Genomic DNA, 13,523 nt, shown 5'->3' with positions numbered 1-13,523 from the left:
TCGAAGCGCGACTAACTTTCTCGCAGCCGTCTGCATCGCCGCGACAATCAGCTATTGGTTATGAGTCTGGACCCTAAGACTCGCCGCGCGTTGCGCGCTCGAAGGCGGACCGCTCATCGTCGGCCATATGAAAGGCGTGCGCCTCCGCCGGAAAGAGCCCGGCGCGAACGTCGCGCGCATAGGCCTCGACGGCCTCGCGCAGCGCCGCGCCAACGGCGCCGTAGCGGCGGTTGTGCTTGAATTCACGCGCGGTGATCCCAGCAAGATCGTTGACGACGAGCACCTGTCCATCCGTCGCGGCGCCGGCGCCGATGCCGATCGTCGGCGCGCCGATCGTTTGCGTGATCCGCGCCGCGAGTTCCTGCGGCACGAGCTCCAGCACCACAAACTTCTGTCCGGCGGCGTCGAGCGCCAGCGCGTCGCCGTAAAGTTTCGCGGCGGCCTGCGCCGTCTTGCCCTGGCGCCGCTTCACGTCGTGATGCTGCGATTCGAGGCCGAGATGAGAACAGACGTCGAAGCCCGCCGCCGTCAGGGCGCGCATGATGTCGGGCTGCGCGCCTTCGAATTTCACGCAATCGGCGCCAGCCTCGCGCAGCAGGCGCGAACTCTCGATCGCCTGCTGGGGCGTGTCATAGGTCGCATAGGGCAAATCGCCGATGATGTAGATCTCGGGCGCGCCGCGCCGCACCGCCGCGATGTGATGCGCCATATCGGCGAGCGTGACCTCGCGCTCATGCGCATAGCCCAGAACATTCACCCCGACGCTGTCGCCGACGAGTATAATGTCGACGCCGGCCTCCGCCTCGATGCGCGCGGTCGGCGCATCATAGGCGGTGACGACGACGATCTTCTCGCCTCGGCGCTTCATGTCGAGGAAGGTGCTGGCGTTGGGCAAACGGTGACTCCGGCGCGCCTAATCGTCAGGACGACACTCTAGATATCAAAACGGCTCGCGCTGGCTGGGGATAATGCGTCAGCGCGCTACGCCGTCTCTGCAGGCGTGCGGCTGGCCGGGCACGCGGATTTCCTGGAAGCCGCCGCATTTGTCGCAGGCGGACAGCAGCGCGGAGAGGGCCGCCAGCAGCGCGAACACTCGGAATTTCCGCGTCATCTCGTCTCTCCTGGCGGCGGCTTGACGGCGCGACCATACCGGCGGAGCCGGCCTGCGGCAAGCCGCGAGGCCTTGCGCTCTTGCATCCTGCTTAAAGCCGCGTATAAACCGCCGATCGCGACGTTCCCGGCCGGGGGCTGAACGGAAGCGCTCGAGCGCATATTCCCGAAACGCGCAAAACGATTTTCGGACAAGAATATGCGCAGAGATCGCATATTCCCGAAAAGTGCAAAGCGGTTTTCGGACGAGAATATGCGTAGCTCAACGAGCGAGGGTTTAAATTCCCGCCTTCCCGTGCCTCCGCCTTCGAACTTTCCTTCTCGAGCCTTTCCGGGGCAGGTCCCCAAGAATCGCTCGAAGGGCTTGGCGCCGGAGCGGCTCGCGGCAACGGAAAGGCGAAAATCCATGCCTCTTTATGAGCATGTCTATCTCGCGCGTCAGGATGTTTCTCCCCAGCAGGTGGAGGCTCTGACCGCGCAGTTCAAAAACGTCATCGCGTCGCTCGGCGGCACGGTCGGCAAGACCGAATATTGGGGCGTCAAGTCGCTCGCCTATCGGATCAACAAGAACCGCAAGGCGCATTTCACCCTGATGAACATCGACGCGCCGCCGGCGGCGCTCGCCGAGATGCAGCGCCAGCAGAGCATCAACGAAGATATTCTGCGCGTGCTGACGCTGCGCGTCGACGAGCTGGAGGAGGGTCCTTCCGCGCAGCTTCGCAAACGTGAAGACGACGACCGCGGCGATCGCCGGGGCCCGCGCGGGGATCGCGGCGACCGGGGAGATCGAGGCGATCGTCCGGAGCGTCGCCCGCGCCGTGAAGAAGGCAAGGTTGAAGGAGAGGTCGAATGAGCACCGCCCCCCGCCGCCCCTTCTTCCGCCGCCGCAAGTCCTGCCCGTTCACCGGCGCCAACGCGCCGAAGATCGACTATAAGGACACGCGTCTGCTGTCCCGCTATATCAGCGAGCGCGGCAAGATCGTGCCCTCGCGCATCACCGCCGTTTCGGCCAAGAAGCAGCGCGAACTCGCCCAGGCGATCAAGCGCGCCCGCTTCTTGGGCCTGCTGCCGTATGTGATCCGCTAAGAAGATCGCTCTTTGAAGCCTGCGGCCGCGCCCCGAAATGGGCGCGGCTTTTTTTGTTTCGACCGATCGGTATTCGTCGCTGCCTTGCTTCTCGCCCTGGGCGCCGCCGCCCCCTCACCCCGCCGGCTGCTGCGCGCCGGCTTCGTAAACACCGTCGAGCGGCGTCGTCGAAACGGTGGGCTCGGTCATGAACTGCGCCGCCGCGAGCATGGCGAAGCGACCGCCCTTCGCGACCAATTCGTCGAAGGCGCCGCTCTCGACGATCTGGCCCTGATCGAAGACGAGGATGCGGTCGGCGTTGCGCACTGTCGCCAGCCGATGGGCGATGACGAAAGTCGTGCGGCCCTTCATCGCCGCCTCCAACGCCTTCTGGATCATCCGCTCGGTCGTCGCATCGAGCGCCGAGGTCGCCTCGTCGAACACCATGATCGGCGGGTTTTTCAACAGCGCCCTTGCGATCGAGAGCCGCTGGCGCTCGCCGCCCGAGAGCGAGCGGCCGCGTTCGCCGACGCGCGTCGCCCGCCCGTCGCTCTGATGCGCGACGAATTCCGTCGCCTGCGCCAGTTCGAGCGCATGGGCGATCTCCTCGTCCGTCGCGTCCGGATTGCCGATTCGCAGATTTTCCTCGATCGATCGCGCAAACAGCATCGGCTCCTGAAAGACGACGCCGATGTTGCGGCGAAGCGAGCTTAGAGTGAATTCGCGGATGTCGACGCCGTCGATTTTCACCGAGCCGCTGTCTGGATCGAAGGCCCGATGCAAGAGCCCAAGCGTCGTTGATTTTCCAGAGCCCGTCGAGCCGACGAGCGCGATCGTCTCTCCAGGTTTCGCCGTAAACGACACGTCGCGCACCGCCGGCCGTCGCCCGTCGTAGGCGAAGGTGACGCTGTCGAATTCGACCGCGCCCACCAGCCGCTCCGCGTCGCGGGCATGCGGGCGATCGGCGACGCTCGCCGGCGTGTCGAGGACGCCGAAGAATTCCGCAATCTTCGCGGACTGCTGGAACAGGACATTGACGAAGCCGACCGCCTGTTCGAGGCGGGCGATCAGCATGGTCGCAAAGCTCATGAAGGCGACGATCTCGCCGATCGTCGCCTGTCCGCGCAAATGCAGCCAGACGCCCAGAAGAAAAATCGCCAGAATCGTCAGCGTCGCCGAGGCGCGGCTGGCGACGGCGACGAAGGCCCACCAGGAGAGAACCGGCATCTGCGCCGCGATGACGTCATCGATGATACGATTCAGCGCATGCGACTCGCTTTCGATGCGCGTAAAGCTCTGCACCACCGGGATGTTGCCCAGCGCGTCGGACGCATGTTCGGCGAGCGTCGAATTGTAGCGCTCGACCTGGCCCTGCAGATCTTCCGTGCGTCGCAGGACGAAGCTCGTCACGAAATAAAAGATCACGACGAGCGCCATGAGCAGGGAGCCGAGCCGCCAATTGACGAACAACGTCGCCGGCAAGAGCACGAAAAGCGCAACGAAGGACGCGCAGTTCTCGCGAAAGAACGACAGCCACAGCCCCGACATGGCGTTCGCCCCATCGAGCATGATCTTTAAGAGACGTCCGGAGTGGACGTTGGTGTGAAAACTCAGCGGCAGGCTGAGAACGTGGTCGAAATAATCCGACATGATCGCAAGCCGCCGGCGATGCGCGAGACGATCAGCGTTGAGCCCGACGAGTATGGCGCCGCCGATCGAAAACAGGCCGAAGGCGGCCCAGGCGGACACCAGCGGCAGCAGATCGCTCCATGTCAAAGTCGCGCCGGGCGCCTGCGCGCGCGTCATGCGGTCGATAATGCGCCCAAAGAGCATCGGCTCGGCGAAGGCGGAGACGGCGAGCGCCAGATTGGCCGCGACCAGTATGAGCGCAAGCCGCGCCTGAGGCCGCAACAGCCCCAGCACCCGCACGTAAACTTTAAAGACGGACATGTGACGACGCCTGCCAGCAGGGGAAGGTTCAGCAACGTGCGACGGATCACAACTTTCGCGTTGCCTTCAAATAACGCGGCGACTGTGGCGGACGCGCTCTACAGGGCTGGCCGCTTGCGCGCAAGGTTTGGCGCGCGCGCTGCAGCCGCTTTCGACGGCGTCTTGCGCCGCGCTATTCATCCTCGCCGAAGCGATGGGCGACGAGCGTCTCCAGCGCGTCGAGGGCCGCCTTCGCCTGGGGGCCCGTCGCGGTGACGGCGATCGTCGTGCCCTGGCTTGCGCCGAGCGTCAGAATGCCCATGATCGAGCTGCCGCCGACGGTTTCGTCGCCTCTCGAAACGGTGATGACGGCGTCGAATTTTTCGCAGCACTGCACGAATTTGGCGGTGGCGCGGGCGTGCAGCCCCTTTTTGTTGACGATCGCGAACTCCCGCGACATGGAGTCTTCGGCCGCAGCCTGAGGCAATTTATCGGTCACGAGGTCATTCATTTAGCGTTGAGCACTTTGCTGGCGATGTAAACATATTTGCGGCCGGCGTCCTGCGCCTGCAGCACCGCCTGCTCCAAAGGTTGCGTATCGCGGACCGAAGCGAGTTTGATCAGCATCGGCAGGTTGACCCCCGCGAGAACCTCCACCTTTCCGCCATCCATTACGGATATTGCTAGATTGGAGGGCGTGCCGCCGAACATATCGGTGAGCAGCATCACGCCTTCGCCGCTGTCGGCCTCGCGGATCGCCTCAATGATATCCCCGCGCCGGCGCTCCATATCGTCCTCGGGCCCAATCGAGATCGCCGCAATCTGCTTTTGAGGTCCGACGACGTGTTCGAGCGCCGCGCGAAACTCAGTGGCAAGGTGGCCATGGGTCACCAAGACCATTCCGATCATACGACCCTACCACTCATGAAGACGTCTCTTGCGCGCCGATGTCTCGTAAAATGCGTCGGCCCGCAAGGGCGAACGGAGCCAGATTGCATCCTAGGAGGAGCCGTTGCGCCCGCCGTGATCGCCCCGCTCAACAGGGGCGACATTTTGTGCAACGCGGCGAAATAGGCAAGCGAAAACAGCAGAACTCCGTCAATTTGTCACAACGTTCTGAATGTAAGCCGCAATTCGCGCCGCCGCCCCGACGTTTGCGGCGTTTTCGAACATACGCGGCAGCGTCACGCCGCTCAACCGAGTCGTTGCGTCGTCCTCGTCCGGATATCGTTTCGGCGACTCTCCGGATGCGAGGAGGTCCACTACGGCCCGCAAGACGCAGGCCGGCTCATAGGCGACCCGTAACAGCCCGAGACCGCGCGCCTCGATCATGCCGCGGATCGACGGGTGCGGCCTTGCGATCAGACGGCCGTGACGCGCTTCGAGCGCGACTCGGTCGTCGCCGATAAGCGCCGCGAAAGCGCCGCGCGCCCGCCAGTCGGCGACAAGCTGTAAGCTGAGCGCGCTCTTGCCGGCGCCGGACGGTCCGCGCAGCAGCAAGCCGGAATCGCCGAGAACCAGCGCAGTGGCGTGCACATAGTCGGACGCTGGCGGCGGCGTCATCGCGCCGAAGGCAACCAGACGACAAAGCGCGCGCCGAGCACGGCGTCGCCGGGGCGCCGCTCGTCAGTGCCCTGCGGATGCGCGCGGGTGCGGTTGAGGGCGCGGATGCGTCCGCCATGCGCCTCGATGATCTGGCGAGAGATCGAGAGACCCAGCCCGGAATTCTGGCCAAACCCATGTTCCGGGCGGTCGGTGTAGAAACGTTCGAAGATGCGATCGAACGCGCCGTCGGGAATTCCGGGGCCGTCGTCGTCGACGATGATCTCGAAGCCCTCGATCTGCTGGCCTCCCGGCCCCTTGGCCCGCTCCGGCCACAGCAGCACGCGCACGACTCCGCCGGGCTTTGAAAACGACCGGCCATTGTCAATCAGATTGTTGAACACCTGGCCGAGACGCGAGTCATTGCCGAGAACGCGCCAGCGGCTGCGCGGCGCGTCATACGGAGAAGAGCGGACGGTCAGCTGAATGTTGACGCCGTCGCCGCGATCCACGGCGCGCGTCAAGTCGACGACGGTTGACAGCGCCGCCGAGAGATCGACCACGTCCATGTCGGCGCGCGCGAGTTCGGCGTCGAGACGAGACGCGTCGGAAATATCGCTGATCAAACGATCGAGCCGGCCGACGTCATGTTTGATGATGGCGAGCAGCCTGTCGCGCGACTCCTCGGTCTTGGCGATCGGCAGCGTTTCGACGGCGCTGCGCAGAGAGGTCAATGGATTCTTGAGTTCGTGCGCGACATCCGCGGCGAAATGCTCGATCGCGTCGATGCGGTTGTAGAGCGCCTTCGTCATGTCGCGCAGCGCGCCGGAAAGATGGCCGATTTCGTCCGGCCGGTCCGAGAAGTCCGGGATCTCCTGGCGGGATTTGACGCCGCGCCGCACGCGTTCGGCCGCTTCGGCCAGGCGGCGCATCGGTTCGGTGATCGTATTGGTGAAGAACAGCGAAATCAGCAGCATCACGCCGGCCGAGACCAGAAAGATGCGGATGATGCCCCAACGTTCCGTGACAATCACGGCGTCGATGTCGCCGCCCATGGTCGAGAGGAGCAGAGCGCCGCGCACCGACCGGTAACGCTGAACCGGGACGGCGACGGAAATGATGGTTTCGCCCGTGGCGTTGGCGCGCACCACCGAATGAATATGTCCGTCGAGCGCGCTGCCGACCTCAGGATAGGTTTTGCCATTGCCCATGCCGATGTCTTCGTAAAGCGGCAACTCCGGCCGATGTGACAGCCGCTGGACAAACTCCAGCGATCTTTCGAGGAAGGAGGATGCGTCGAGGGTCGTGGGCTGGCCGGCCGCCGGCGGCAATTCGAAGCGCAGAATGTTCGAACGGCCGGAGACGGAGCGCGAGTCCAGCAAAAGGAAGCCGTCGCGGTCGTAGATGCGCGCCCGCAGCCGCGTCGGCGACACCAGACGCCGCAGCAGCGGCCCGACGCGCTCGGGATTGAGCGAAAACTCCAGCGGAGAACCGCCTTCGGCGCCGCTCGCGCTCTCTCCCGGCGCGAGCTTCAACAGCTTTTCCGGATCGATGGAGATGGCGTCGGTGTCCACCGTCGCCGAGGCCGCCACCGCCGCGGCGATGATCTCGCCCTGCGTCTGCAGGCTTTGCACGCGGGCGTCGATCAGACCTTCGCGAAACTGGTTGAGGTAGAGGAACCCGGCCAGCAGCGCGACAAGCCCGCCAAGATTGAGAACGACGATGCGGCGGGTGAGCGAGGACGAAAGATGCGACTGGACAGTTCGCTGCACAGTTCGCTGCGCCCGCGCCAAACGGACGGAGATCGTCCGCCACAGGCGGGCCCGCGCCGCCGCAGCGTCGCGCGCAGGAACGGTCGCCGGGACCGCCGGACGCGGCGCTTCCGCGACCGGGTCGCCGACGGCGGTCACGTCGCCGTCACCCTCGATGCTTGCGTCCACCTCGCGTTCCCTCCGCGAGAACTCAGGCTTCCTTGAATCGATAGCCTACGCCATAGAGCGTCTCGATCATTTCGAAATCATTGTCCACGACCTTGAATTTCTTGCGCAAACGCTTGATGTGGCTGTCGATCGTTCGATCGTCGACATAGACCTGGTCGTCATAGGCCGCGTCCATGAGCGCATTGCGGCTCTTCACGACGCCGGGACGCAGGGCCAGCGACTGCAAAATCAGGAATTCGGTCACGGTCAGCACCACCGGATCGCCTCGCCAGGTGCAGGTGTGGCGTTCAGGGTCCATCACGAGCGCGCCGCGCTCCAGGACCTTGGCTTCCGATTCCTTCTGAGCCGCGGCCTCCTTGGGATTGGCGCGCCGCAGGATCGCCTTCACGCGCTCGACGAGCAGCCGTTGCGAGAAGGGCTTATGAATGAAGTCGTCCGCGCCCATTTTCAGGCCGAACAGCTCGTCGATTTCCTCGTCCTTGGAGGTGAGAAAAATCACCGGGAGGTCGGACTTCTGCCGCAGTCGACGCAGAAGCTCCATGCCGTCCATTCGCGGCATCTTAATGTCGAAGATCGCCAGATCGGGCGGGTTGGCGCGCAGTCCGTCGAGCGCCTGCGCGCCGTCGGTATAGGTCTGGACGCGATAACCCTCGCCCTCCAGAGCGATGGAGACAGAGGTGAGAATGTTTCGATCGTCGTCGACGAGAGCGATGGTCGGCATCTTCACCCTTTGCTATTTGCGGCCGCAATTTAACGTCCGGGCCGGCGCGACGTGACTGCGCTTTCCGCGCGAAACGACCGCCCCCGATTCCTCGAAGGGCGCGACGTCGATGCTCAACAGTCGACACTCTTATCGACTCGACAGCGGGACGTTCGAAAGGCGCCGTCGACCTGACAAAGTCCGAGGCCAAGGCGGCTGAAATGTGGCCGACGTCCGTTCCCAGGGGCGGCGCCGCCTTGATGCCGCTGGACCGCTTATACACAGTATTGTCGAAAAAATCACCTTGTGCCAGGGCATGCGCGATTAAACATAATGGCGACAATGGGATAGCTTGGCCGCAGCGACAGTCTGGCGGCGCTCCCGGGGGTTGGAAAATCTGGGGTTTTCGCCAATCTGCTAGAGGTTCTTTCAGCGCTGACGCCGTTTGGCTAAGGCGCAAGTGAAAAAAGGCGCAGCGCCGGCGTCAGCCCCAGGGAGTGGATCGATGAGCGAAGATTGGGCATATCAGGTTCGGGTCAATCTCGTCGACGCGGCGGCCAAGCTCGCGCGAAAGGATCCGGAAAATCCGGCGTTAAAACCGCTCAGCGACATTCTCGCCAAACATAACGCGAAGCTTCGGAACCAGCTCGACGCCTTTTCCGACTATGTCGCTGCGGCCGAACAGCGCGGCGAGGAGAATTTCCCGCTCTACAAATGGACCAAGGCGGTGATCGAAGACCCGACGAAAATCGAGAAGCACAGCAAAGCTTTCTCGATCCATGTCGGCGGTGAGGAAATTTATGGAAAGGACGTCGCCGACGCGCTTGAGGCGGAACTTCAGCCCCTCGTCGGCGGCCTACTGGTGACGCGGCTCACCAAGCATGACAGCAACCCCGCCAATAATCCGCAGCCGCCTGCGCAATATCGATAGCGCGGCCCCGTGGCAGCCGGTTCCCCGCGTCATGGCCGCGCTTGTCGCGGCCATCCACGCGGTGGCGCGCCTTCCAAGACTCAATAGGCGCGGTCGCCTCGTGGATGCCCGGCGCAAGGCCGGGCATGAACGGCGCTGCACGCCCGCTCCCTCTCCCGCGCAGCGGGAGAGGGCCGGGGAGGGGGTCTTAAACCGTCGCCAGGAAGCCGGCGATCTCGTCCTTGAGCGCGAGCCGCTTCCTTTTCAAATCTTCGATCGTCGCGTCGTCGGCCGGCTCGACATTGGTCTCCATGCGGTGAATGGCGCGATTGAGCGTGTGATAGTCCTCGGCGATGCGGGCGAAATGGGCGTTTCCGGCCTTCAGCGCATGAATCGCTTCGGCCTGCTCCGGAAATTCTTCGTGCAACTCATGCGCGACATGGCTCATGCGGTCGGTTCCTCCCTGTTTTTTCGCCGTGAGCTTACCGGCTTTCGCGGCGCCGTTGAACAGCCCCGCCGCCGCCTGCGACGATTTGCGGCGCATTCGTCGCCGGGCTGTCGGCGACAGCGGGCATCCAGAGCAATGCCCAATCATCATTGATGTTGCAAATGGATTCCCGGTCGTGCGGCGCGCGCCGGGAATGACGGCGGCCTTGCGACGTGCGCGTAACCCGCTCATCTTGTGAGGCGCGGAGATTTCAATGAACGACATTTCAGACGGCGAATTGAAGTTCACCACTCGCCAAGAACTTGAGGCGTGGCTGGAGAAGCAACCGCGTTTGTCGAGGCGCTGCGCGAAGCCATCAAAGCGTTTGCGAGTTTCATTGTGAAATGAAACGCGTCAATATTGCCGAAATCAAATTTGCGGGAAGCACTGAATCCCAGCAGAACCTAAGGCGTGAGACGACGCCAAATTTCTTGGGCCGCGCCGCAATCTCCGCTTGACGCACCTAATCTTCGCGATTAGGTTCCGCCCACTTTCGACAGGCCGTAAGTTCATGCCGTCGGCGAGCGCCTCGCTCTCGATCCTTCGAACTTAAACGCTGTCGCCTTGCCTGTGACCGCCAAGTGTAATTGGTAATCAGCACGTCGCGAAAGCGACTGACAGGAAGGCACGATCCCGGCGACGGGATCCTCTGCGTTAGAAGCGCCTTGGCCCTTACGGCCATCGGCGCTTCGCTCGTTTGCGCGTGCCTTTAAGGCCATGCGCGGCGGGGCCACCTTGACATCCGCCATTCGCAATCACGCGAAGGACCCTATTGAATGCCGACGATCAGCCAGTTGATCCGCAAGCCGCGCCAAGCGCCGACCTATCGCGAGAAGGCGCGCCATCTGCAGTCCTGCCCGCAGAAGCGCGGCGTGTGCACCCGCGTCTATACGACGACGCCGAAGAAGCCGAACTCCGCGCTTCGCAAGGTCGCCAAGGTACGCCTGACCAACGGATTCGAGGTCATCGGCTACATCCCGGGCGAGGGCCATAACCTTCAGGAGCACTCGGTCGTGATGATCCGCGGCGGCCGCGTGAAGGATCTTCCCGGCGTCCGCTATCACATTCTGCGCGGCGTGCTGGACACGCAGGGCGTCAAGGACCGCAAGCAGCGCCGTTCGAAATACGGCGCGAAGCGTCCGAAGTAAGGAGCCATTCGATGTCTCGTCGCCACCGGGCCGAAAAGCGTGAAGTGATCGAAGACGCCAAATTTGGCGACATCGTTCTCACGAAATTCATGAACTCGATCATGTACGACGGCAAGAAGTCGGTCGCCGAGCAGATTGTCTATGGCGCGCTCGATCAGGTCGAGTCGAAGGCCAAGAGCGATCCGCTCGCCGTCTTCAAGCAGGCGCTCGAGAATGTCGCGCCGGCGATCGAGGTTCGGTCCCGCCGCGTCGGCGGCGCCACCTATCAGGTGCCGGTCGAAGTGCGCAACGAGCGTCGTCAGGCGCTCGCCATCCGCTGGATCATCACCGCGGCCCGCGCCCGCAACGACAAGACCATGGTCGACCGTCTGTCGGCCGAACTGCTCGACGCGTCCAACAACCGCGGCGCCGCGGTGAAGAAGCGCGAAGACACGCATCGCATGGCGGAGGCCAACCGCGCCTTCTCGCACTACCGCTGGTAAGGACAACCGTCATGGCCCGCTCTCATCCGATCGAGGACTACCGTAACTTCGGCATCATGGCCCACATTGATGCGGGCAAGACGACGACGACGGAACGCATCCTCTATTACTCCGGCAAGAGCCATAAAATCGGCGAGGTGCATGAAGGCGCCGCGACGATGGACTGGATGGAGCAGGAGCAGGAGCGCGGCATCACCATCACGTCCGCCGCAACGACGACGTTCTGGAACGGCAAGCGCCTCAACATCATCGACACGCCCGGCCACGTCGACTTCACGATTGAAGTCGAGCGCAGCCTGCGCGTGCTCGACGGCGCCGTATGCGTGCTCGACGGCAATCAGGGCGTCGAGCCGCAGACCGAGACCGTCTGGCGTCAGGCCGACAAATACAATGTGCCGCGCATCGTCTTCGTCAACAAAATGGACAAGATCGGCGCCGACTTCGACCGCTGCGTCGAGGAAATCAAGACGCGCGTCGGCGGCCGCCCGGTCTGCGTGCAATTGCCGATCGGCTCCGAGTCGAATTTCAAGGGCATCATCGATCTCGTGCGCATGAAGGCCGTGGTCTGGGAAGACGAAGGCCTCGGCGCGAAATATCACGACGAAGAGATTCCGGCCGACCTGCTCGACAAGGCCAAGGAATATCGTTTGGCGCTGATCGAAGCCGCGGTCGAAATGGACGACGAGGCCATGGCGGCCTATCTCGACGGCCAGGAGCCGGACGAGGAGACGCTGCACCGGCTCATCCGCGCCGCCGTGCGCAAGATCGCCTTCATCCCGGTGTTCTGCGGCTCGGCCTTCAAGAACAAGGGCGTCCAGCCGCTGCTCGACGCGGTCGTGCATTATCTGCCGTCGCCGGTCGATCGCGAGGCGATCAAAGGCGTCGACGTCGACACGGGCGAGGAGCTGGATCGCAAGCCGCTCGATTCCGAGCCCTTCTCGATGCTCGCGTTCAAGATCATGGACGATCCCTTTGTCGGCACGATCACCTTCGCCCGTGTCTATTCGGGCAAGATCGAATCGGGCACCACCGTGCTGAATTCGACGAAGGAGAAGAAGGAGCGCATCGGCCGCATGCTGCTGATGCACGCCAACAACCGCGAAGATATCAAGGAAGCTTACGCCGGCGACATCGTCGCGCTCGCGGGACTCAAGGACACGCGCACCGGCGATACGCTCTGCGACATGCAGAAGCCTGTCATTCTGGAGCGCATGGAGTTCCCCGACCCGGTCATCGAGATCGCCATCGAGCCGAAGTCGAAGGCCGACCAGGAGAAACTCGGCATCGCGCTGCAGAAGCTCGCCGCGGAGGATCCTTCGTTCCGCGTCTCGACCGATCAGGAAAGCGGCCAGACCATCCTCAAGGGCATGGGCGAGCTGCATCTCGACATTAAGGTCGACATCTTGAAGCGCACCTATAAGGTCGACGCCAATATCGGCGCGCCGCAGGTCGCCTATCGCGAGCGCCTCGGCCGCAAGCTTGAAATCGACTATACGCATAAGAAACAGACCGGCGGCACCGGCCAGTTCGCGCGCGTGAAGATCATTTTCGAACCCAACGAAGCCGGCAAAGGCAATGAGTTCGAAAGCAAGATCGTCGGCGGCGCGGTGCCGAAGGAATATATCCCAGGCGTCGACAAGGGCATCGCGTCGGTGACGACGTCCGGCATTCTCGCCGGCTTCCCGGTCGTCGATCTGAAAGCGACGCTCATCGACGGCGCCTTCCACGACGTCGACTCGTCGGTGCTCGCCTTCGAGATCGCCTCGCGCGCCGCGACGCGCGAAGCGCTGCAGAAGGGCGGCTCGGTGCTGCTCGAGCCGATCATGAAGGTCGAGGTGGTGACGCCGGAGGAATATACCGGTTCCGTCATCGGCGATCTGAATTCCCGTCGCGGACAGATTCAAGGTCAGGACATGCGCGCCAACGCCGTGGTGATCAACGCCATGGTGCCGCTCGCCAACATGTTCGGCTACGTCAATCAGCTGCGCTCCTTCACGCAGGGACGCGCGAGCTACACGATGCAATTCGATCACTACGAACAAGTGCCCGAGGCGGAGTCGAAGAAGGTGCAGGCGAAATACGCCTGATCTCGACTGCTACGGGCAAACGGAACTCTTTAAGAGGAGCACGGCGATGGCCAAGGAAAAGTTTTCACGCACGAAGCCGCACTGCAACATTGGGACGATTGGGCACGTCGACCACGGCAAGAC

At 63.3% G+C, this 13,523-nt stretch carries 15 protein-coding genes; 6 read left to right on the top strand and 9 right to left on the bottom strand.

All coding sequences use genetic code 11. The features are described from left to right. Positions 1-73: 73 nt before the first annotated feature. Together panB and HUN39_RS18360 are read right to left on the bottom strand one after the other, a co-directional pair. Positions 74-895, bottom strand: coding sequence for a 3-methyl-2-oxobutanoate hydroxymethyltransferase (gene panB / locus HUN39_RS18365; RefSeq protein ID WP_269750351.1), 822 nt, complete (start codon positions 893-895; stop codon positions 74-76). A 78-nt stretch (positions 896-973) separates the two neighbouring features. Continuing rightward, a complete protein-coding gene (locus tag HUN39_RS18360) occupies positions 974-1,111 on the bottom strand; it encodes a hypothetical protein (RefSeq protein WP_175095883.1) in 138 nt (45 codons plus the stop codon). Between the two features lie 405 nt (positions 1,112-1,516). On the opposite strand from HUN39_RS18360, the gene rpsF reads away from it, so the two are divergent. Both rpsF and rpsR read left to right on the top strand, forming a co-directional pair. Then, complete coding sequence (gene rpsF / locus HUN39_RS18355) at positions 1,517-1,963, top strand: 30S ribosomal protein S6 (RefSeq protein WP_175095882.1); 447 nt, start codon at positions 1,517-1,519, stop codon at positions 1,961-1,963. Continuing rightward, positions 1,960-2,196, top strand: coding sequence for a 30S ribosomal protein S18 (gene rpsR / locus HUN39_RS18350; protein ID WP_014890780.1), 237 nt, complete (start codon positions 1,960-1,962; stop codon positions 2,194-2,196). Before rpsF ends, rpsR begins: the two co-directional genes overlap by 4 nt. A gap of 114 nt (positions 2,197-2,310) precedes the next feature. On the opposite strand, the gene HUN39_RS18345 is transcribed toward rpsR, so the two are convergent. The 6 genes from HUN39_RS18345 to HUN39_RS18320 form a co-directional block, all read right to left on the bottom strand. Next, a complete protein-coding gene (locus HUN39_RS18345; protein ID WP_175095881.1) occupies positions 2,311-4,125 on the bottom strand; it encodes a glucan ABC transporter ATP-binding protein/ permease in 1,815 nt (604 codons plus the stop codon). Positions 4,126-4,297: 172 nt separating this feature from the next. Next, positions 4,298-4,615, bottom strand: a complete 318-nt coding sequence (locus HUN39_RS18340) for an HPr family phosphocarrier protein (protein ID WP_175095880.1) — start codon at positions 4,613-4,615, stop codon at positions 4,298-4,300. Next, complete coding sequence (locus tag HUN39_RS18335) at positions 4,612-5,013, bottom strand: PTS sugar transporter subunit IIA (RefSeq protein WP_175095879.1); 402 nt, start codon at positions 5,011-5,013, stop codon at positions 4,612-4,614. The genes HUN39_RS18340 and HUN39_RS18335 overlap by 4 nt, the downstream gene beginning before the upstream one ends. Before the next feature lie 189 nt (positions 5,014-5,202). After that, positions 5,203-5,667, bottom strand: coding sequence for an HPr kinase/phosphorylase (locus HUN39_RS18330; RefSeq protein WP_175095878.1), 465 nt, complete (start codon positions 5,665-5,667; stop codon positions 5,203-5,205). Beyond that, a complete protein-coding gene (locus tag HUN39_RS18325; RefSeq protein WP_175095877.1) occupies positions 5,664-7,586 on the bottom strand; it encodes a stimulus-sensing domain-containing protein in 1,923 nt (640 codons plus the stop codon). Before HUN39_RS18325 ends, HUN39_RS18330 begins: the two co-directional genes overlap by 4 nt. A gap of 22 nt (positions 7,587-7,608) precedes the next feature. After that, the gene (locus tag HUN39_RS18320; RefSeq protein WP_175095876.1) at positions 7,609-8,307 is read right to left on the bottom strand and encodes a response regulator transcription factor; all 699 of its coding nucleotides are present in this window, start codon (positions 8,305-8,307) and stop codon (positions 7,609-7,611) included. Between the two features lie 484 nt (positions 8,308-8,791). Here HUN39_RS18320 and HUN39_RS18315 point away from each other — a divergent pair, with 484 nt between their 5' ends. After that, entirely contained in the window at positions 8,792-9,217 is a 426-nt protein-coding gene (locus HUN39_RS18315; RefSeq protein ID WP_175095875.1) for a hypothetical protein, read from the top strand. Positions 9,218-9,404: 187 nt separating this feature from the next. Here the strand turns inward: HUN39_RS18315 and HUN39_RS18310 are convergent, their stop codons facing one another. Further along, positions 9,405-9,644, bottom strand: coding sequence for a YdcH family protein (locus HUN39_RS18310; protein ID WP_175095884.1), 240 nt, complete (start codon positions 9,642-9,644; stop codon positions 9,405-9,407). A gap of 815 nt (positions 9,645-10,459) precedes the next feature. Between HUN39_RS18310 and rpsL the strand changes: the two genes are divergently transcribed. From rpsL to fusA, 3 genes are read left to right on the top strand one after another with little or no spacing between them, the layout of a single operon-like run. Continuing rightward, positions 10,460-10,831 (top strand): 30S ribosomal protein S12, encoded by a 372-nt coding sequence (gene rpsL / locus HUN39_RS18305; protein ID WP_014890767.1) that lies wholly within the window; start codon positions 10,460-10,462, stop codon positions 10,829-10,831. 11 nt (positions 10,832-10,842) lie between these two features. Continuing rightward, on the top strand, positions 10,843-11,313 hold the full coding sequence (rpsG, locus tag HUN39_RS18300) for a 30S ribosomal protein S7 (RefSeq protein WP_018406024.1): 471 nt from the start codon (positions 10,843-10,845) through the stop codon (positions 11,311-11,313). Positions 11,314-11,324: 11 nt separating this feature from the next. Beyond that, positions 11,325-13,400 (top strand): elongation factor G, encoded by a 2,076-nt coding sequence (gene fusA / locus HUN39_RS18295; protein ID WP_175095874.1) that lies wholly within the window; start codon positions 11,325-11,327, stop codon positions 13,398-13,400. The last annotated feature ends 123 nt before the right edge of the window (positions 13,401-13,523 follow it).

Origin of the sequence: Methylocystis silviterrae, assembly GCF_013350005.1 — a bacterium.
Taxonomy (GTDB): domain Bacteria; phylum Pseudomonadota; class Alphaproteobacteria; order Rhizobiales; family Beijerinckiaceae; genus Methylocystis; species Methylocystis silviterrae.
The sequence above is the reverse complement of the archived record's forward strand: the minus strand, read 5'-3'. Positions and strand labels throughout refer to the sequence as shown.